This is a genomic window from Paenibacillus rigui (assembly GCF_002234615.1).
GTDB classification, from domain to species: domain Bacteria; phylum Bacillota; class Bacilli; order Paenibacillales; family NBRC-103111; genus Paenibacillus_S; species Paenibacillus_S rigui.
On sequence record NZ_NMQW01000042.1, the window covers coordinates 29,050 to 50,256 of the forward strand.

General features: G+C 55.7%; 15 protein-coding genes. 13 read left to right on the forward strand and 2 right to left on the reverse strand.

What is annotated here, in order from left to right; all coding sequences use genetic code 11:
* The gene (locus tag CF651_RS24695; protein WP_094017553.1) at nucleotides 1–1,023 is read left to right on the forward strand and encodes a FecCD family ABC transporter permease; all 1,023 of its coding nucleotides are present in this window, start codon (nucleotides 1–3) and stop codon (nucleotides 1,021–1,023) included.
* Nucleotides 1,020–1,997: a FecCD family ABC transporter permease gene (locus CF651_RS24700; RefSeq protein ID WP_094017554.1), complete on the forward strand. Its 978-nt coding sequence runs from the start codon at nucleotides 1,020–1,022 to the stop codon at nucleotides 1,995–1,997. Before CF651_RS24695 ends, CF651_RS24700 begins: the two co-directional genes overlap by 4 nt.
* 115 nt (nucleotides 1,998–2,112) lie before the next feature.
* Here the strand turns inward: CF651_RS24700 and CF651_RS24705 are convergent, their stop codons facing one another.
* Nucleotides 2,113–3,321, reverse strand: a complete 1,209-nt coding sequence (locus CF651_RS24705; protein WP_094017555.1) for an MFS transporter — start codon at nucleotides 3,319–3,321, stop codon at nucleotides 2,113–2,115.
* Between the two features lie 309 nt (nucleotides 3,322–3,630).
* On the opposite strand from CF651_RS24705, the gene CF651_RS24710 reads away from it, so the two are divergent.
* The 4 genes from CF651_RS24710 to ald all read left to right on the forward strand — a co-directional run bounded on the left by CF651_RS24710 (nucleotide 3,631) and on the right by ald (nucleotide 9,327).
* Nucleotides 3,631–4,851 (forward strand): MFS transporter, encoded by a 1,221-nt coding sequence (locus CF651_RS24710; RefSeq protein WP_094017556.1) that lies wholly within the window; start codon nucleotides 3,631–3,633, stop codon nucleotides 4,849–4,851.
* Nucleotides 4,852–4,928: 77 nt separating this feature from the next.
* The gene (locus CF651_RS24715) at nucleotides 4,929–6,575 is read left to right on the forward strand and encodes a PucR family transcriptional regulator (protein ID WP_094017557.1); all 1,647 of its coding nucleotides are present in this window, start codon (nucleotides 4,929–4,931) and stop codon (nucleotides 6,573–6,575) included.
* A gap of 263 nt (nucleotides 6,576–6,838) precedes the next feature.
* On the forward strand, nucleotides 6,839–8,200 hold the full coding sequence (locus CF651_RS24720; RefSeq protein WP_094017558.1) for an aspartate aminotransferase family protein: 1,362 nt from the start codon (nucleotides 6,839–6,841) through the stop codon (nucleotides 8,198–8,200).
* Entirely contained in the window at nucleotides 8,197–9,327 is a 1,131-nt protein-coding gene (ald, locus tag CF651_RS24725; RefSeq protein ID WP_094017559.1) for an alanine dehydrogenase, read from the forward strand. Before CF651_RS24720 ends, ald begins: the two co-directional genes overlap by 4 nt.
* Nucleotides 9,328–9,462: 135 nt before the next feature.
* Here ald and CF651_RS24730 read toward each other — a convergent pair whose 3' ends face one another.
* The gene (locus CF651_RS24730) at nucleotides 9,463–9,816 is read right to left on the reverse strand and encodes an ArsR/SmtB family transcription factor (RefSeq protein WP_094017560.1); all 354 of its coding nucleotides are present in this window, start codon (nucleotides 9,814–9,816) and stop codon (nucleotides 9,463–9,465) included.
* Between the two features lie 127 nt (nucleotides 9,817–9,943).
* On the opposite strand from CF651_RS24730, the gene CF651_RS24735 reads away from it, so the two are divergent.
* From CF651_RS24735 to CF651_RS24765, 7 genes are all read left to right on the forward strand, one after another.
* On the forward strand, nucleotides 9,944–11,329 hold the full coding sequence (locus CF651_RS24735) for an MFS transporter (protein WP_094017561.1): 1,386 nt from the start codon (nucleotides 9,944–9,946) through the stop codon (nucleotides 11,327–11,329).
* A gap of 399 nt (nucleotides 11,330–11,728) precedes the next feature.
* The gene (locus CF651_RS24740; RefSeq protein WP_094017574.1) at nucleotides 11,729–12,664 is read left to right on the forward strand and encodes an ABC transporter permease; all 936 of its coding nucleotides are present in this window, start codon (nucleotides 11,729–11,731) and stop codon (nucleotides 12,662–12,664) included.
* Nucleotides 12,664–13,533 carry a carbohydrate ABC transporter permease gene (locus CF651_RS24745; RefSeq protein ID WP_094017562.1) on the forward strand — a complete coding sequence of 290 codons (870 nt, stop codon included), beginning with the start codon at nucleotides 12,664–12,666 and terminating at the stop codon, nucleotides 13,531–13,533. Before CF651_RS24740 ends, CF651_RS24745 begins: the two co-directional genes overlap by 1 nt.
* Nucleotides 13,534–13,618: 85 nt before the next feature.
* Nucleotides 13,619–15,166, forward strand: coding sequence for an extracellular solute-binding protein (locus CF651_RS24750; RefSeq protein WP_094017563.1), 1,548 nt, complete (start codon nucleotides 13,619–13,621; stop codon nucleotides 15,164–15,166).
* A gap of 119 nt (nucleotides 15,167–15,285) precedes the next feature.
* Entirely contained in the window at nucleotides 15,286–16,623 is a 1,338-nt protein-coding gene (locus CF651_RS24755) for a Gfo/Idh/MocA family protein (protein ID WP_094017564.1), read from the forward strand.
* A complete protein-coding gene (locus CF651_RS24760; RefSeq protein WP_094017565.1) occupies nucleotides 16,620–18,797 on the forward strand; it encodes a glycoside hydrolase family 88/105 protein in 2,178 nt (725 codons plus the stop codon). Before CF651_RS24755 ends, CF651_RS24760 begins: the two co-directional genes overlap by 4 nt.
* A 94-nt stretch (nucleotides 18,798–18,891) precedes the next feature.
* On the forward strand, nucleotides 18,892–21,174 hold the full coding sequence (locus CF651_RS24765; RefSeq protein WP_094017566.1) for a helix-turn-helix domain-containing protein: 2,283 nt from the start codon (nucleotides 18,892–18,894) through the stop codon (nucleotides 21,172–21,174).
* Nucleotides 21,175–21,207: the final 33 nt, after the last annotated feature.

Sequence of the window (21,207 nt, forward strand, 5' to 3'; positions counted from 1 at the left end):
ATGGATCCATCTATCCGAATGGAGAAGCAGAACCGCTCAAGGTTTCTGCTCTTCCTTTTTTCGGGTTCTGCTCTCCTTTTGGCTGCAGGCATGCTCTGCAGCCTGAAGTGGGGGCAGGCCCAGGTGTCCTGGCGCACCTTGTACGAGGCGCTGACCTTTCAGGCACAGGACAAAGTGCATCTGTATATCCAAACGCTTCGCCTGCCCCGCACCCTGACCGCCTGTATGGTCGGAGTTCAGCTGGCGTTAGCCGGACTGTTAACGCAGCTGACGACGAGAAATCCGCTTGCATCCCCGCATATTTTCGGCATCAATGCCGGAGCTTCCTTCGCCGTCGTCTTCGGCTTGGTCGCGGTTGCGGGGCTATCTCTGCCGGGATCGATGCTGTTTGCTTTCACGGGAGCGGTCCTGGGGGCTCTGCTGGTGTGGTCCTTGACCGGACATGGGGGCAAGCAGTACGTCAGGCTGGCGCTGGCCGGAATTACCGTCCACTTCCTGCTGTCTTCACTGACGGAAGGCCTCATTATCTTAAATCAGTATTCGACGGACAGCATGATGTTCTGGCTGGTCGGCTCCGTGAATCAAGCGGGCTGGACCGAGGTAAGAACGCTGGTACCGTTTTTCTTCGGGGGTCTTCTGCTGACATTGTGTATGCTGCCTTCGTTCAAGCTGCTTCTGATGGACGATGAGATTGCGGCGGGCTTGGGGCAAAAGGTGGCGGTGATCCGGGCGATAGGCATGCTTCTCGTCATCGTACTCGCCGGGTCGTCGGTCGCCATCTGCGGCCCCATCGGCTTTATATGCCTCATCGTGCCGCATATCGCCCGCGCTTGGGCGGGCAGCCGGCTGACCGTGCTCCTTCCGCTCACCGGGCTGCTCGGCGGGGTGCTTCTCGTATACGCCGACCTGCTGAGCCGTCTCATCGCGTTTCCGTTCGAGTCGCCGGTAGGCATCGTCACATCGGCCATAGGCGCGCCGTTCTTCATTTATTTGGCCCGCAGAAAAGGAGGGACGCGCGGATGAGTAAAGGAGCGGCTCTAGGTATCGCAGGCTTGATTCTGCTCTTGCTTGCGGTTGCTTCGGTCAGCGCAGGCACGGTTTCAGTTCCTATCGGCGAAGTAGGATCAGCCCTGCTGTCGAAGGACAGCCCGTCTTATTTTATCGTCCATGAGGTCCGTCTGCCGCGTGTCATCGTTGGCATATTGGCCGGATTCGGCCTGGCTGTCGGAGGCGTCATCCTCCAAAGCCTCATTCGCAATCCATTGGCAAGCCCTGATGTCATCGGGATCACCAAAGGGGCGGGCTTTGCCGCGGCGGCGGTCCTGTTCCTGTTCCCGAAGGCCCCGGGCTACATCGTCCCGGTGGCTGCCTTCGCAGGAGCCTTGGCCGCTTTTGCCGCCCTGCTGCTGCTAAGCCGTCGGCTGACGCTTTCCCCCGCGACTCTGGCGCTGGTAGGCGTCGCGATCGGGGCGGTCTTTCAGGCCGCCATCCAGTACCTGCTCGTGACGCATCCAACCCATATCAGCATGGCGCTGCTGTGGATGTCGGGGAGCCTATGGAGCCGGGGCTGGAAAGAGGTGTGGTCGCTGCTGCCGTGGATCGTTGTGCTTCTTCCGATCGCCTGGAGGAGCTTTCCCCAGTTGAACGTATTCCAGCTCGGAGAGGAGACAAGCGTCTCTCTCGGCTTGAGCATCGTTAGGAAGCGCTTCTGGCTTCTGCTGCTGGCTGTCGCTCTAGCCGGCATCTCCGTATCGGCGGTCGGTGCCATCGGCTTCATCGGGCTCATCGCCCCTCATATGGCGAGAAGCATCGTCGGCGGCCGGCACCAATGGCTCATTCCTTTAGCAGCATGTATCGGCGCCGATCTTATGCTGCTAGGGGACCTGCTCGGGCGCATTATTATCATCCCGAGAGAGGTTCCCGTGGGGATTATGAGCGCAGTGATCGGCGCACCTTATTTCGTGTACCTGCTGCGCCGGGAACGGAAATTAAGATGAGACAGCACGAAGAGGGCATGGATAAACGACTCCATTCTACCCAAGGTAGAGCGGGTGGTCGTTCCATGCCCTCTTTTGCCACAATCGAATTTATAAGCTTCTCCGGTCAGTTGAATTAATGGTGTGTAATCGCGGAGTCGATGTCTGCCAGGTGCTTACGCCTCACGGCAATGAACAGTACGCCGGCAAGCACCATAACGCCGCCGAAAAGAAACGGTACGCTGGGATTAAACCACTCAGCCAGCTTTCCTGCGAGCCAAGGAGAGATGGCGCCGCCCATAAAGCGGACGAAGCTGTAGGCCGCGGATGCAACCGAGCGCTCCACTGGAGCGGATTCCATGACGGCCGTTGTGATCAACGTATTGTTAATTCCGAGGAACATCCCGGAGATCACTACGCAGACGATAATAACGGCAGGGGTATGGGCGCCGCTGCCCATGATAATCAGAATAAGTGCGAACGTGGACAGCACCGTGATGATCGATGGCACCGAACCGAACCGCTGCTGCAGCTTCGGTGCGACGAAAACCGAAGTGATGGCGAGCAGCAAGCCCCAACCGAAGAAGACGTATCCGAGGCCGTGCTCGTTGAGCTCCATCACATAAGGCGAGTAGGCCATTAGAGTAAAGAAGCCGAAGTTATATAGAAAGGCGACGACACCCAGCGTCAGCAGCCCCGGATAGCTAAGCGCCTTGAACGGAGCGGAAAGCTTGCTCGGGGTTTTCGGTTTGGCCACATTGGGCATAATAAAGAGAAGAAACAGGAATGCGACGCCCATCAGCACACTAACTCCAAAAAAAGGACCTCTCCAAGATATGGAGCCGAGCTCCCCGCCCAGCAGCGGGCCGACGGCGATCCCCAGACCAAGTGCGGCTTCATAGAAAATAATGGCTTGCGCCGTGCCGGAGGTCGATAATCCTACAATGGCGGACAAGGCAGTGGCCAGAAACAACGAGTTGCCGAGCCCCCAACCGCCGCGCAGCCAAACGATGGCATTAATCGTGTCGGAATTACCAGCGAGCGCGGAGAAAATAATAATGAGAAAAACACCGGTAATTAAGGTCCACTTCGTGCCCAAGCGGCTGGATACAAAGCCGGTGATCAGCATGGCGACGCCGGTCACCAGATTGTAGCTCGTAAACAAGAGCGACACCTGGCTCGGAGTTGCGTCCATTTTTTTGGCGATAGCGGGCAAGATCGGATCCACCAGACCAATCCCCATAAAAGAGATCACGCAAGCAAAAGCGACCACCCATACAGCCAACGGCTGGCTGAAGGTTCCGGATCGCTTGTGAATTTCCTGATAAGCGGCTTCAGAAGACATAAAGGAAGTAACCCTCCAATCGGGATCGTCTATTGTACTATTCTCTCCCCAATCCGGTCCTATGCGGAGCTGATGAAGCACAGCCAAAGGCCGTCTTGAGAAATAGAACAGGAACAGAAAGCTCCCAGTTCAATTTGATTTAGTTGTATAATGAAACTAATATAGTTGTATTATACAACTTATTTTGTGCGTGTCAATATAGATTTCTATTCTCGCAATGGCGAACAAACAGGTGTCAAACCGCAGGTTTAGCGTTAAAATAGAAGGGACGCTTGCTCTAGAAAACGTTTTCCAGCCAAAGGAGACCCTATGCATCCCATATCGGATCAATCGAGCTACCGCATTCCCTTATTTTGCGGTGTGACGCTTCTGTTTTGGTTTTCAATGTATACGTGCGTGCCGATCCTGACGGCATACGTTATGGACCTGGGATCGTCCAGTCAATTGGCCGGTGTCATCGTCGGGATGTACGGACTCAGCCAGATGCTGCTGCGGATTCCCGTTGGCGTTGTCTCCGACCGCATCCACAAACGTAAAATATTTATTATCGCGGGTCTGCTTTTTTCCGTCTTCTCGGGTGTAGGCATCCTGCTGACCCAAGACCTGACCTGGATCTTGTTTCTGAGGATTATAGCGGGAGCCGCCGCAGCGACCTGGGTTGATTTTACCATCTTGTTTGCCAGCTATTATCCTAAACAGGAGACGACCAAAGCTATGGGCACCATCTCCATGTACAATTCGGTCGGTCAGATGCTGGGCATTCTGTGCGGCGGCTGGTTCGCAGACCATTACGGCTGGGAGTCCGCCTTCTGGATCGGCGCTGCGGTCGGTTTTATCGGGATGCTCGGCGCTTTGTTTATCGTAGAGAAGTTCGAGGATCATGCCCCGAAATTGACGATGGAGGGGGTTATTCAGGTTGCAGGGGATCGTACGCTGCTGATCGTATCCTTTCTGGCCATCCTGTTTCAGATTCTTACCTTCGCCACCGTCTTCGGGTTCACTCCCGTGTACGCCCAATCGCTTGGCGCGACGAAGCTGGATATGGGCTTGCTGACCTTCGGCTCTACCCTGCCTACGGCGATTGCTGCATGGGTCGGAGGGCGGTATATCGCGCGCCGGCTCGGGGAGAGGAAGGTAATTATTGTGGGCTTTATATTGACCGGCGTGTTTACGGTGCTCATTCCTTTCACGCAGGCGTTGTGGCTGTTAATTCTGACGCAGGCTATCGCAGGGTTTGGCCGCGGCTTCACGTCCCCGGTATTAATGTCGTTAAGCATCAAGCATATGGATACGGGAAAAAGGGCGACTGCGATGGGATTTTATCAGGCGATATACGGCTTGGGCATGTTTATAGGACCGCTGTTTATGGGCGCGGCCGGAGATTGGCTGACGCTTCGGGAAGGCTTTGTCATTGTCGGAGCGCTGGGCTGCGTGACAGCGGTGCTTTCGTACTGGATGCTTGGAAAGGCCCGGCTGTCCCCCGTGATCTCCACAACGATGCCCAATGACAAGCTGCAGAAGCCTTTATAGATAACAAAATGCCATAGCAATGGAAAAACGGTGCCGAGAACCGGGGCCGTAGAATATCCGGTGGAAGGGGGAGGTACATGGATTCGGCTTTTATACTTACCGTTCAGGATGTGCTGCAGCGGCCTCTCTTTGCCCAGGCATGCGTTTTGGCCGGGGAAGGCGGCTTGAACCGCCAGGTTCGGTGGATACATATTCTTGAAGTGTCTCATTTCGATAAACTGGTGCATGGGGAAGAAATGATTTTGACGACGGGTATTTCTTTCCAATCCGACCCTGCGGTCGGCGTCAGCTATGTGGAGCGGCTGGCTGCGCAAAATGTCTCCTGTCTTGTGATCGAGCTGGGAGCGTATTTGAACGCGGTGCCTGAGGCAATGATTGAAGCGGCTGAGAAGCATCAATTTCCTTTGATTATTTTTCCCGGGTCTGTCCGGTTTGTTGATATTACGCAAGACGTGCATTCCTTCATTATTAATTCGCATCATAAAACATTGCAGGAGCTGGAGAGGGTGTCGAGGGAATTCCATCGGCTCACTTTAACCTCACAGGGTACCTCCAACGTGTTGAAGCTGCTTCACACGAGCACGAAATCGCAGGTGATCTATTTGCCTACGACGGGGCAGGCGGTTGGCATACCGGCTTTGCCGAAGACGAAGCAGTCCCTGCTGGTGGAATTTCTGCAAGCTTCCCTAAGGAGGCTTGAGGCCGAGGAAACCGACCGTTTTCCGTATCATTTGGACTACGAGGAGCAGACCGTCATCGTACAGCCCGCCGGGGCGCTCGGCAAAACATGGGCTTATGTTGCGATGGTGCTCGCCCGAAGGCCGCAGGAATACGATTATTTGATACTCGACTCCGCAACGCTGTCGATTGCACAGGATTTGCTCCGTAAGCGGTACATCGACGAGCAAAAGCTGTACACGGAAAACTTGTGGGTTGACGACCTGCTGCATTCCCGGCTGAAGGATGAGGAGCAGCTGAAGTCGTTCATGGGGACGGAGTTCAAGAGGCTGAACGAAGGGAGCCTGCACGTGTGCCTGATTGAATTTGAGCCTTCGCAGGAGCCGGCAGAGGAAGGGCAGGAATCGATGACTGCGGGCATCCATTTGTCGATGGTGCTTCGCCCCTTGCTGGCGCAGCATTCCTTTTACCCGCTCATCACGATCAAAAACAACCGGCTCGTTGTCGTCGCTATCGACCTGAGTGTGAAGCGTTCCGGGGCCAAGACCAGACTGCAGCAGGTGTTTGACTCGCTGCTCCTTACCCATGCGTCGGAGCCATTTGGGGGAGAACGGCTGTTGATCGGAGTGGGCATTGCTTATACAGGCTTGATGAACGCGCCGGTCAGCTATCAGGAAGCGATCCAGGCGCTTGTGCTGTACACCTGCTTTGAGAAGAAAGTCTTGTTCTTTGATGAGCTGGGCGTGTTCCAGCTGCTGTTTCATATTCATGACCGGACGATGCTGCAGGCTTTTGTCGGGAGCCAGTTAGGCCCCTTGATCGAGTACGATCAGAACAAGGGCGGCGAGCTGCTTCGAACGCTGCAGGTGTATCTGGATCACGATGCTTCCAAGCAGGTGGCGGCGCAAAAGCTGTTTATTGTCAGACAAACCCTGTATTACCGGCTGGACAAAATTGCCGAGCTGCTGGGCGAGGACTACATGTCGCCGGACAAGCGTCTGGCGCTGCAGGTTGCTTTGAGGGCATATCAATTGTTGAATGTATAGAGGCGTCAAACGGGATTGTTATGTGATTGTAGGCTAAGGATTCGGGGGTGCTACCTCGAGTCCTTTTTGCATATGAGAAAGCCCCCATCAAAGCCAATTGGGGAGAAACGACCAGGGTTCATGGCAGGTTTTATCCCATAGGTAAGGAAATGGTAAAAAGTAACGCCGGTACTTTTAACATTATGTCTAAAGAAAACAATGGAAGCGCGCCCTATACTTGTGAGTAAGGAAGGAATGAAGCCGAGATTCGAGGAGGATTGTCCATGGCAGGGAACGACGAAACGAAGGATTGGGTCACGAAGGACAGGGACTATTTGTGGCATGCGATGTCTCCCTACAATGAACAAGTCCCCCCGATGGTTGTCACGGGAGGGCAGGGCTCCTGGATTACGGACAGCACAGGCAAGCGTTACTTGGACGGGATGTCCGGACTGTGGTGCGTGAATGTCGGCTATGGCCGGGAGGAGCTGGCGGCAGCGGCGTACGAGCAGCTGAAGGCGCTCGCTTATTACCCGCTCACCCAGAGCCATCGGCCTGCGATTCAGCTTGCGGAGAAGCTGAATGAGTGGCTGGAAGGGGAGTATGTCATTTTCTTCTCGAACAGCGGCTCTGACGCGAACGAGACTGCTTTTAAAATAGCCCGCCAATATCACCAGCAAAACGGAGAGCCCAGCCGGTATAAGTTTATTTCACGCTACCGTGCCTACCATGGCAGCTCGATGGGGGCGCTGGCAGCAACAGGGCAGGCGCAGCGCAAGTATATGTATGAGCCGCTCGGCGGGGGCTTCCTGCATGTCCGCCCGCCGGACAGCTACAGACGCCCGGAGGGCATGTCCGCGGAGGCTTTCAGCCTGTTCTGCGCCCGCGAGATCGAGGAGAAGATTGTGTGGGAGGGCAAGGAAACGATTGCCGGCGTCATCGTGGAGCCTGCGATTACCGGCGGAGGCATCCTGGTGCCTCATCCGTCGTACCTGCCGGAGGTGCAGCGCATATGCGTGAAGCACAACGTGCTGTTGATCATCGACGAGGTGATCTGCGGCTTCGGCCGCTCGGGCGAGAAATTCGGGCATATGAATTTCGGTATCAAGCCTGACATCGTGACGATGGCCAAAGGCTTGACGAGCGGGTATTTGCCGCTGTCCGCCACGGCGGTGCGCAAGGACATCTATGAGCAGTTTAAAGGTGCCGGAGCGTATGACCATTTCCGCCATATCAATACGTTCGGCGGCAATCCCGCCGCCTGCGCTCTCGCCTTGAAAAATCTCGAGATCATGGAGCGGGAAGGGCTGGTAGAACGCTCTCGCGCGCTTGGACAGCGGCTGGAGGAGCAGACGGCGGAGCTGCTGCAGCACCCGTTCACAGGCGATTTGCGCAGCTTCGGCTTCATGCTTGGCATCGAGCTTGTTGCGGATAAGCAGACGAAGGAACCGCTGCCTCTGGCGGCCGTAGGGAAAATCATCGCAGGCTGTAAGGCGAAGGGACTCCTGATCGGAAAAAACGGAGATACGGTAGCAGGCTTCAATAATGTATTAACGATTGCTCCGCCGCTTTCCTCTACCGACGACGATGTGGATTTCCTCCTCGCAGCACTTAAACAAACTATGGAAGAGGTGAAGCCGTTATGATTATAGGCGTACCGAAGGAAATTAAAAACAATGAGCATCGGGTCGGACTGACACCCAGCACGGCGGCCTCTTTTCACCAGGCCGGGCATGAGGTATGGGTGGAGACGAATGCCGGGTACGGCATCGGATTTACGGATCAGGATTATTTGGGCGCAGGTGCCCGAATCGTGTCCAGCGCGAGAGAAGCGTGGTCTGCGGACATGGTCGTGAAGGTGAAGGAGCCGCTGCCGGAGGAGTACGGCTATTTCCGCGAAGGACTCATTTTATATACGTACCTGCATCTCGCCCCGGAATTGAAGCTGACCCGGGCCTTGGTCGACAGCAAGGTGACGGCGATTGCTTACGAGACGATCCAGCTGGATAACGGCAGCCTGCCGCTGCTGATGCCGATGAGTGAGGTGGCCGGGCGGATGTCGATCCAGATCGGCGCGCATTTTCTGGAACGGGCCCATGGAGGCAAAGGGGTGCTGCTGAGCGGCGTCCCTGGCGTGGAGCCGGCGAAGGTTGCTATCATCGGCGGTGGCATTGTCGGCACCAATGCCGCCAAAATGGCGGTCGGTCTCGGTGCCGACGTCCGGATTGTCGATATTAACGCGGACCGTCTCCGTCAGCTGGACGACCTGTTCCAGGGGCGGGTCAAGACCGTGATGTCGAACCCGTATAACATCATGGAAGCGGTAAGGCAGGCGGATCTCGTCATCGGCGCGATTCTGATCCCCGGGGCGCGGGCTCCGCGTCTCGTGACGGAAGCGATGGTGAAGCAAATGAGCCCAGGCTCCGTCATTGTCGATGTGGCGATTGATCAGGGGGGCTCCATCGAGACGATCGACCGGATCACCACCCACGACCAGCCGACCTATGAGAAGCACGGGGTTGTTCATTATGCGGTGGCCAACATGCCGGGAGCCGTAGCCCGAACTTCGACGCTTGCGCTGACGAATGTGACGGTCCCTTACGGCCTGCAGATTGCGAACAAAGGCTTCCGGCAGGCGGCCTTGGACAATAAAGCTTTAGCCAAAGGGATTAATGTGATTTGCGGACAAGTAGCCTGCAAAGCGGTTGCCGAAGCCCATGCCTACGCGCATACCGATATTTATGAGATTTTGGATAAGAAGCTGGCGGTATAATGAAGTCAACATAGGAAAAAAGCCGGGAGATGCTGCGTACGGGACGATGGCAGACTCACGGCTTTTTTCTATGTTATAGAATGGAAGCACATCGGTTCTATAGGCATTGCGGCAGCCTGGCCAGGCGGACTATTGTTACGTCACGCCGTCGGACGGGGAAGAAGGGTCGGCCGAAAAGTCCGCCGCATCGGAAGCGGCCCCGAGCACGGCGTCCAGCAGCCCAGGGAAGCGGGTGTCCATATCGGCGCGGCGAATGGTAACGAAATGCTGCGTGCCTTGGATGCGGACAAAGACGACACCGGCCTCCCGCAGGGTTCGGATATGATGGGACAGCGTCGACTTGGCTACCGGTACGCAAAAATAGTTGCAGGGCTGCTCGCCAGTCTGAGCCAGAACGCTGATGATACCAAGCCGAATCGGATCGCTCAGCGCATAAAGGACAGAACTTAAATGGATATCGTCTCGGTGGGGATGATGTAAAATTTTCAAAGTAAGCCTCCCTAAAAAGACCTTTTATTTCCAAAGTTTTGATTGAATTGTAACATATGGGGTGTTATACTTCAATTGTTCGATAATATTAGAACTATCAAAATGATTCCGTTTTCAAGGAGGTACTATGAACAACGAACTCGCGTCCCCTGCGTCCGGTCTTCAGAAGCAGGGCTTTCAAGAGGGCCTGGTTACGGGTCTTTTAGCTATTACGGTTATTATGGTCGTCATGAATACGATGATGTTTAATCTTGCGCTTCCCCAGGTGGCGCTGCAATTCGGGCTCTCCTCGATTTCCTCGTCCTGGATTGTAACGGGCTATTCCATTGTGTTCGCCATTTCCTCCATCACGTACAGCCGGTTGTCCGATTATCTGCCGATACGTACATTAATGATGGTCGGTCTCCTGTCCCTCGGCGGCGCCTCGATTCTCGGCTTCTTCAGCCATAACTTTGCGCTGCTGCTGACCGCGCGGCTCATTCAAGCGTCGGGAGCCGCCTCGGTTCCTGCCCTGGGCATCGTGCTGCTGACGCGCTTTATCCCTGCGGAGCGCCGCGGCAAAGCGATGTCCATGGTGATGTCCGCCAGCTCCCTCGGGCTTGGGCTAGGCCCCGTCATCGGCGGTGTCGTCATTCAATACATGGGCTGGAACTACTTATTTGCTGTGACGGGCATCGTCTTGTTCCTGGCACCGGTCTTTTTCCGGCTCCTGCCCAAAGAGCTGTCGCAGAAAGTGAATTTCGACTTCGCCGGAGCGGTGCTGATCGGCATCGGAACGACCGCGATGCTGCTGTTTTTGACAACGCGCCTGTGGGTGCTGCTGGTGATCGGCCTCGCTGCGCTGTACTTGTTCTGGCTGCGGATTCACCGGGCGGAGAGCCCGTTCGTTCAACCGGGGCTGTTTCGCAACAAGCCTTATATGACCTTAAGTGCGCTTGGTGTCGTATCGTACCTCAACAATTTTGCAACGTTGTTTCTGATGCCGCAGATTTTGGCCCATCTGTACCAGCTGACGCCGGGTCAATCGGGGCTCATCATTTTCCCGGGGGCTTTGCTGTCCATGATCGCTTCCAATCAGATCGGCAAAATTATCGATCGCTTCGGTAACGGCATTTTCGTAAAATATGCCTCCTGGTTCATTATGGCCTCGGCTGTGCTGTTCGCTTTATTCGCAGGCAGCACCATCTACGCGATCATGCTGATCTATATGCTGATGAGCATCGGCTTCACCGCTTTGACGACCAGCGTGTCCAACGAAATGTCACAGCGCCTCTCCAAGGAGGAGGTCGGAGCGGGGATGGGGCTGTTCCAGCTGATACAGTTTTTCAGCGGCGCATTCAGTGTGGCGGTTACCGGCAGTGCGCTGGTATGGCAAAAGGACCTTCCGCTCCCTAACGCTTACGCGAACGTATTCTGGGGGATGTCGGCCGTCGTCGTTGTCGCGATTGTCTGCTCCTTTACGTACCGGAGCCTGCGATCGGCAGCAGCCCCGGCCAAAGGGATGGGGCAATAATTAGAACGAAAACAGGATCGATCCATATTGAAAATATACAGCAGCGACCTGCATTTCCTAGTTGGAGTGCAGGTCGTTTTTTTGCTGTTCACGTAGACAGGGGCCGGTAAGCTTGGGAATGAACCGATGCTCTATCCGATAAACAATTCCTCCATAGAGGTCTGCTGCATGATTTAAGCGGCCTCCGGCGCAGTTTATACAGCAGGCGGCAGACAGCGCGGAGCATCATTTTCTCCATCGGACCCTCACATCCTGCAAAAGCATCCCTATCGCGAATCGGTTCATTGGCTGGAGGATTGAACGATTGTCATGGCAGCGCCCCTGCAGGTAAGATGGCCCTACAAGATGCGAAGGAGGCTTGCGGTAGTGGCAAACCCGTATACTGAAACAAATTCCGGCATGGCAGATCAAGCGGCGAAACATACGAGGTCTGCGCAAAACCGGTATTTCGCAAATATGCGAAAGCACTGGATCCTGTATTTAATGATCGTTCCCGGGATCGTCTATTACCTTATTTTTAAGTACGTGCCATTGGCGGGGAGCGTCATTGCCTTTCAAAATTATCAAATTTTCAAGGGTATGCTGGGAAGCTCCTGGGTAGGGCTGGACAATTTCAAGTTCATCTTTACGTACCAGGATTTCTACCATGTATTGAGAAACACGGCGACCATCGCCCTGTATCATCTCTTGTTCGGATTCCCGGCCCCGATCCTACTGGCGCTGCTGTTCAATGAAGTGAGGCTCATGTTGTTCAAGAGAGTCGTGCAGAGCTTGTTTTACCTGCCTCACTTCTTATCCTGGGTTGTTGTCGGAGGCATCGTGTTCGAACTGCTCTCCAGCCAGGGTGTGGCCAATATGGTCCGCGGCTGGTTAGGTCTCGAACCGATATTATTTATGCAGCAGCAGCAATATTTTCGAACCATTGTCGTCTTGTCGGGCATTTGGAAGGACGTCGGCTGGGGGACGATCATCTATCTCGCCGCAATTGCCGGCATCAATCCGAATCTGTATGAGGCGGCCGTGATGGACGGGGCGAACCGGTGGAAGCAGACCATTCACATTACTCTGCCTACTATGTTCCCGACGATTCTGGTGCTGTTTCTGCTGAATATCGGAAACTTTCTGGAGCTTGGCTTCGATCAGATCTTTAATCTGCTGACGCCTATGACGTATTCGGTCGGCGATATTATTGAGACGTACGTGTACCGCTCAGGCGTGCTGCAGGGACAATACAGCGTTTCTACGGCCATCGGGCTGTTCCAGTCGGTGATAGGCTTCACATTGCTGTGGATCTTTAACCGGATGGCGCGAAAAGCAGAACAGGGGTTGTGGTGATGAAGCAAACATACGGAGAGAAGCTTTTTCAAGCAGTAAACTATGTATTCCTTGCTGCGGCAGCCGGAACGATGCTGATGCCGTTGGTCCATTTGCTGGCCGTATCGCTCAGCTCGCCGATCGCCGCGGATTCGAATCATGTGTTTCTACTTCCTGTAGAATTCACGTGGGGCTCCTGGGAGCACATTTTTCAAAATAAAGGACTCTGGAGCTCCTTCGGCGTAACGGTTTATATCACGGTTATCGGGACCCTGCTTAGCATGCTGTTCTCGATGCTGACAGCGTTTCCGTTAGCCCGCAAGGAATTTCTGATCCGCAAGCCGATCATGCTTGGCATTATCATCACGATGATCTTCAATGCGCCGATGATCCCCTTTTTCCTTACAGTTCGGGAGCTCGGCATGATGAACTCGCTGTGGGCGCTTATTTTACCAGGCTTGATCGGGACGTTTAACATGATCATTATCCGGACGTTTTTTATGGGGATTCCCGCGGAGCTGGACGATTCTGCCCGGATTGACGGCTGTACCGATGCAGGCATTCTGTTCCGGATTTATTTGCCCCTGTCCAAGCCGGTGCTTGCGACCGTCAGTCTGTTTTATGCGGTAGGGTATTGGAATACGTTTCAACGGGCGGTGCTGTTCATTCGCGATCCGAACAAATGGCCGCTGCAAATGAAGCTTCGCGCTTACCTGCAATCGCCTGAGGAGCTGGCAGCAGTGAACCTGGTTCTCGGCGATTATGATTTCAATACGACGACACTGAAAGCGGCGACGATTCTGTTCGCGACGATACCGATTATTTTAGTGTATCCTTACCTGCAAAAATATTTTGTCAAAGGCTCTATGCTGGGCTCGCTCAAGGAATAGGCCCCATCAGAAGCCGCCATGCTGGCGCTTCACCGTTTGAACCGTTTATCCGCACACAGTGCTTAAAAAAAGGGAGGATTTACAGATGAGAAAACATGTTTTTGGAAAAAAAGCCGCCGCCTCGGCCGCCGCTGCTTCACTGCTTGCAGTTACCGCACTTGCGGGCTGTACCTCATCGGGGGACAATAAGTCGGCTTCGGAAGGCGGGGGGAAGGATGGCAAGCCCGTGCAGGTCAAAGTATTCAAAAGCCACATGGGCGTCGGCTCGATCCCTGATTCGAATAACGCGCATGTCAAATATGTAGCCGAGAAGACCGGCGTAGAATACAAGCTCACGACGACCCCGCCAGGCTCGGAGCCGACAGAGTTCCTTAACCTGATGATTGCCTCGGACGATTTGCCGGATATTCTGCGTCCGATTGGCGGCATTGAGCAAACGCTGATCAAGCAGGGAGGCGCGCTGCCGTTAGACGATCTGCTTCCGAAATACGCGCCGAATGTATGGAAAAACATTCCCAAAGAAGCGTGGGATATTGTTCGTTCGGCTTCGCCGGACAACCACATTTATTATGTGCCGAAGGTGTTCCTCGTTCCCGAGCGCGCGCCGATGATCCGCAAGGATTGGCTGGATAAGGTCGGCCTGCCCCTTCCGAAGACGGCGGAGGAATATAAGGAAGTGCTGCGGGCGTTCCGCGACAAGGACCCCAACGGCAACGGGCTAAAAGACGAGTTGCCGACCTCGGGCCGGGAATTCGGCAAGTGGATGGACCACCTGTTCGGGATGTACGGGATCGCGATGTGGGAAGGGAACCCGGAGTGGGATATCTACGACGGCAAAATCCAATATGCGGGCGTCACGCCGAATATGAAGGCCGCGATCCGCTTTATCCGCGAGCTGTATGCGGAGAAGCTGCTGGATAACGAGACGTTCCTGAACAAGGGGGACGTGTGGCAGGCGAAGATCAACAACAATTTGATCGGCAGCTGGTACCATCTCCCGGCCAATGTCCGGGACCGGTATACTGCGATGCTGAAGGGAGCGCCGAACGCTTATATCGTGGGCATGCCGATGCCTAAGGTAGACGGCTTCCAAGGCTTTGTAACGATGAAGAGCATGGGCGAGCCGGAATGGATCATTCCTGCCGCGGCCAAGAACAAGGCGGAAGCCTCCTTGAAGCTGCTCGACTTTTTCTACGATCAGAACAACAAGGAGTTTATCAACTTCGGGATTGAAGGGCTTCAGCATCAGGTCGTGAACGGGAAAAAGGTGCTGCTGCCGCCGGAGGACAGCCGTCCGTTAGCGCTCGGTATGCGCAATCTGACGACCAAGCAGGACATGGACACCCGGATTCAGGAAACGATTCCGGAGAATATGCAGAAGATGGTTCAGGATATTTTCGCAGTAAGCACGGCCGATGCGCGCCGTATCGCCGGAGACGGTCTGCCGAGTACGGTGTACGAGGGCTATCCGGATATTCAATCGCACAAGCTGTTCCAGGAATATTTAACCAAAATCGTCATTGGGGATTGGCCGATCGACAAGTTTGACGAGTTCGTTGACCGCTGGAACAAAGCCGGGGGCGACAAAGTCACGCAGCGCGTCCAGGAATGGTATGCAAAAGTGAAGCAATAAGATGGTGCGAGGTCCGCAGCAGAACCTGCTTAGTTTGCTGCGGGCCCTGACGCGCTGAGAAAGCTTGAAGCTGCAGGGGAATAACGAAATCAGTGAACGTGTGGAAAGGGAGGTAGCTTATGAAAAAGAGATATGCCATTTGCGGGGTAAGCGGCCGGGCGCTGGGGATGTTCGCCAAGCCGATTCTGACGACGTTTACGGCGGGCTGCGAGCTCGTCGGCTTGCTGGATCGGGACGAGGCCCGGTTCGAGCTGTTCCGTACGAGATATCCGGAGCATACGGAGGTCCCCACCTACGGAGAGCACGATTTTGACCGTATGGTTGAAGAGACGCGGCCCGACGTCATCATCGTCGCCGGACGCGACGATACGCATGCCCGCTATATCATCGCGGCGCTCGGGAAGGATTTGGACGTCATTACGGAGAAGCCGATGGTGACGACGGGCGAGGACGCAAGGTGCGTGATGGAAGCGGAACAGGCAAGCAAAGGCTCGGTCACGGTTACATTCAATTACCGCTATGCGCCGATTCATACGAAGATCAAGGAAATGGTTCTCGAGGGCAAGCTCGGCCGGATTACGTCGATCGACCTGAATTGGTACCTGGACACATATCACGGCTCCAGTTATTTCAAACGCTGGAATCGGGTCAGGGAACTGTCGGGAGGATTGTCCATCCATAAATCCACGCACCATTTCGATCTGGTAAACTGGTGGATCGGGCAGCAGCCGGTCGAGGCGTTCGCCTACGGCGCCTTGAATTATTACGGGGCGGAAGGGGAAGCGAACCCGAGGAAGGAGGACGGCCGCTTCTGCAGTACCTGTGAGCTGACGCAGGATTGTGCTTATTACTCCCGCTGGAACGCACGCAGCCAAAATATTCGTGTGCAGGACGATCATCTCGGTTCGCTGGATGCGGAGAAGAGCAAGTTTCCTTACTCCGATTACCGCCCGGATCAATGCATCTTCGATTCGCAAATCGATATCGAGGACACGTATACCGCGACCGTTCGTTACGATGGGGGTGCTCTGCTCAGCTATTCGGTCAATTTCTCGCTGCCGTACGAAGGGTACCGGCTGGCAATCAACGGCACGAAGGGACGCTTGGAGACCACGGAATATCATATGCCGGGCCGCACCCCGTTCCCGACGCCGGTGCAGACCATTGATTACTTCCCATTGTTCGGCTCCAAGGAAACGATCCATGTCGTGCATCGGGAAGGCGGGCACGGCGGGGGAGACCCGCTGCTGCTGGAGGATTTGTTTCTGGGCGAGGACCGCAGCCGGCCCTTCCGGATGTTATCCGGCGCCGTGGACGGAGCGTATTCGGTGGCGACCGGGGAAGCGGTATGGCGCTCGGTGAAGGAGCATCGTCCGGTCCCAATCGAAGAAGTGCTGGGCGGCGGCTTGCGGCAGCCGGCTCTTAGCTTGAGCGGCAAAGGAGGAGAGGGACAATGACGGCAGCGGATACCCGATATTTCGACCCGGAGGAAAGTATGGCAGCCCAAACGGGTGGGACGGACATCCCCCGTGTACTGAATGTGATGGCCCAACGCTACGTCGGTGAGCATCCGCCTCATGAACCGGTGTACCGGATGACGCGGACCAATGAAATCCGAAAGCTGGAGAACCACACGTATACATTTCCAATGGACCGCATGTTTCCGGACATGCGTACGGACCAGCGGGTTTATGCATGGGCCAAGCTGTGGATCGATCAGCCCCACGAATTCGTGTTTCTGCTTCGCTGTCTCGGTCCGGTCCGATTATATCACAACGGGGAACAACGCTTCGGCTCGGCCCCGGAGGAGGAAGCGGCGGATGCGCAGCCGCTGAAGCTGAAGATCGGACTCGTCCGGGGGTGGAATCACTTCGTGCTGGAGCTGGGCAAAAGCGCAGACGGCCGCAGCGGAGCCGAATTCGGAACGGGAAACCGCAAGAACAAGCCGTATGCCTTCCTCGCCCCGTCCACTGAACGGGAAGGAGAGGAAGGCTGGATTTATACGGCTCCGCTTGACCGCCCGCTAAGGCACATTCCGGCTGGAACGCAGACGGAAGCGGCAACAGAAGCCGCATGGCTGCCGCTTCGGGCAGGCGGAGGGCAAGGGCGCCTGGAACGGCTTTACGGCCTGCGGCCCGGCTTAAAGGCCGTTTCGTGGACGAAGGTCCGGGGCGGCCTGGCCTTGTCAGACCCCCTAACTGTATCGGGAACCGCCTACGGCCCCGTAACCTTTGAATGGAACGGCCGGACGGTCTTCGAAATCGGGTGCGCCGCCCCGTTCAGTTTTCAACTGGAAGCGTGGCAGCAAGGCGGCCATTTGACGGCCTACAGCACGTGCGGCAGCAGGGGCTGGGGCTTTCAGCTGAATGCGGAGCTGACGCAGCAAGCGTTGGCCGTCCCGGTCAAGGTTCGCGGCTATTCGGGTGTGTGGCTGCACCTGGGGCCTTTTTCCGCCGAAGCCGAGGTGCGTGCCGAGGAGTATATGAGCATGGATACCGTGGCTGACGGAGCTTCAGGCAAGGTGTTCTGGAAGACGGAGGAGCCTGGGGGGCATGTCCGTCCGTTTCTCGAGAACGAGCTGTTCGGCCGTTGGAACTATCCGCTTGGCGTTACCTTATTCGGGCTGCTGGAAACAAGCCGGCTGCTGAAGCGCAGTGAACTGGCGGATTACGTAACCCGCCATGTCGAGTTCGCGACCTCCACGTACGACTACTCGCTATGGGACCGGGAGCATTTTGGCGCGGCCGGCTTGAACAATCAGCTGTCCCATATCGACAGCCTGGATGACTGCGGCTCCTTCGGGGCTCTTGCCATCCTGGCGGATCGGGTGCGCCCGCTGAAAGGCTCGCGTGCGGTCACCGACGACATTGCCCATTACATCATGAACGTGCAGGACCGTTTGGACGATGGGACGCTTTACCGCCGGATCGGGGTCTCCCCCAGCATGCACAATACGATGTGGTGCGACGATATGTATATGAGCGTTCCCTTTTTATGCCGTTACGCCGAGCTTTCCGGGGAGATGCGCTATGTAGAGGAAGCCGCCCGCCAGCTGCTGCTGTACAAAAAATATTTATACATGGCGGACCGGCAAATCATGTCCCATGTCTATGATGTGGGCCAAGGCAAAGCGTCTCTGACGACATGGGGCCGGGGCAACGGGTGGGTGTTCTTCTCACTGGCGGTGCTGCTGTCCGTACTGCCGGAGGTGCATGAGAGCTACCGGGACATTCTCGGCTTTTACCGGGAATTGGCCGGCGGATACTTGAGGCTGCAGGGCCGTCATGGCTTGTGGCATCAGGTGCTGACCGATCCAGAATCGTACGAGGAGGCGTCGTGCACGTCGATGTTCATATACGGCTTCGCACTCGGTGTGCGTCACGGCTGGCTGCAAGAGCCTCAAGCCTTCGTGAGAGCGGTGCTGGCAGGCTGGAGCGGGTTATGTGAGCGTGTTATTGATAAGCACGGCAATTTGTACGGCGTATGCAAGGGCTCCAGCTGGTCCTACTCGAATGCTTACTATAAGCATGACCTGGGCTGGAATCTGAATGATACGCACGGCATCGGAATCGTCCTTCTGGCAGGGATCGAAACGCAGGCGATGCTGGACAGCTTGGACAGCAAGGGCTGAAACAGTACGGGGCAAGGAATGCGGGACAGGGCGTGTCACCAGGGCCGGATCGCGCTATAATATTAAGATCTCCTGATAAGGTGGGACCTCCAACGTGACGCATTCCCTCAAAAAGTGGCTGAAATACAATTTAGCGAATACGCAAACCCGGTTCGTACTCATTTTAACCGTTTCGGTGTTCTTTATTATACTGGCCGTCAGTCTCACCTCCTACTATACGTCGAAGTCGGTGCTGCAGGAGGAGCTGAGTGAGCCGCAGCGCCAAATGCTGCAGTTGAACATGAACGTCATCGACGATTCTATCAAAGAAAGTGACAAAGCCGCCATTCAGGTGGCATTGAGCGATAATGTTTATAAGTTTCTGACCACGCGGGAGCAGAATTCATACGGCAACATTTCGGAGCTGTATCAGCTGCTGTCCACCCTGATCAGCAATTCCAAGTATATCAAGAGCATCTATGTCTATGACATGACAAGAGGGAGCTTCGTGGCCATTCCTCAGGGCTACAGCTCGAGCAAGATGAACTTCATCGACTCCGAATGGATCGGCGTGGCCGACGAATTCGGTGACCGGATGACCGTGATCAAGAAGCGTCAGGTGCCGGAGGGGGCCGCCGGCAAGGGCTCCGATGTGACGCTGTTCCGCAAGATCATGCTTCAAGGACAGTTTAAGGGCATCGTCGCCGTCAATCTCAAGGCGGAGGAGCTGTTCGCCAAGCTGAACCCTCCGGTCATGAACAATCTGAACCGGATGCGCTATATCATCGATGAGCGGGATGACATCCTGTACTCCGCTTCGAATTACGATTTCGATCAAGAAGCGATACGGCAGGCTCTGGTCGAGCTGCGCGAGGACGGCAGCGGAGATATTACACACCAGAACCGCCAGCTGCTGGTCAATCAGCTGGTCTCCCCTGTGACGGGATGGAAATACGTCTCGATCGTGGTGCAGGACAGTCTGCTGGCGAAGTCCAAGAAGGTCCGCAATGTCGTATTGTCCGTATCCTTGGCGGCCCTTGCGCTCGGCAGCGCGACCATATTCTATATTAATGTCGCCGCGTTCCGGCCGGTCCGCAGGCTGAGGCAGCTGTTCAGCGCTTATGAGCGCAAGAACGCGAGTCCCGAGGGCATCGATTTGGAGAAGCTGGCCGGAGAGCTGCTCAGCAACCACGCCCACTTGTCCCAGCTCGTACGTGAGACGATGTCGGAGGCGTCCTCCAAGCTGCTCTATGATATTTATACCGGCAACTTGCCGGGCCGCCGGGAGATCGAGGAGAAGTGGGCCCGCTATTTCGGCGATTGGTCGGCTGAGCCGGTTACCGTAGCGATCATCTCGATCGACCGGTACGAGGAATGGTCGCGGACCTTCTCCGGCGGCGATCAGTCCTTGTTAAAATTTGCGATGGCCAACATTGTCGCCGAGCTGTTCGAGCAAAAGTGGCGGGTCGTCTGTGCCGATTTCGGCAAAGACAAGATGGCCATACTGGTTCAGCCCCGCGATGCCGGGATGCGGCCTGAGCGCATGCTGGAGGAATCCATCGAGGTCGTTGCCAGATTGCTCAAGTTCAGCGTATCGGTCGGCGTCAGCACGGCTCAGACGGAGATAACCCAGCTGCGCCAAGCGATGCTGGAAGCGGAGAATGCGCTTACTTACCGTCTGTATCAAGGGTATGGCCAGATGATTCCCTTTCATGAGGTGTCGGGTCACGAGGTTAGGGAGGCGATTGCCGACGAGGGCTGGCTGGAGGAGCTGCTGCGGCAGATCGAATCCGGCCAGGAATCCGGCTCACTGGAGGCGATCGAACGTCTGGTTGCCGAGGTGCGAAAGCAGTACGGGTACCCGTCTGCGGCCCTTTCGTTTCTTCGGTCAGCGCTGGAGCGCATTGACCGATTGCGGCTGGCGGAGGACGAAGACGCTTCCGACCGGACCTTCGAGCGGTTCGATACGCTCCATCTGGATGACATTCAAGAGGAGCTCCGCAGACGCGTCCTGCCGCTTGTGCAGCGCTTCCGCAGACTTATTGACAGCAAGGATTTCATGACCTGCCACCGCATGATCGAGCATATGAAGCAGCATCTGAGCGAGCCGATCGGCATTCCAGAGATTGCCGATGAGGTTGGGATCAGCAGCAGCTTGGCGAGTCAGATTTTCAAGCAGGAGACGGGGGAGACCATCTATAATTACTTGACCCGGCTCCGTATGGAGCGTGCCGCCGAGCTGCTGGTGAAGACGGAATACAGGATCTCGGATATCGCCGTCATGGTCGGCTATCAGCACGAGAACAGCTTCATCCGAAGCTTCCGCAAATTCAAGGATATTACCCCGGGCAAGTACCGGGATATGATGAGAACCAGGATGGACGCGATGCTGGAGTAGGCCGTATGGCGTCCGGCTGCGATATGAGCTTAA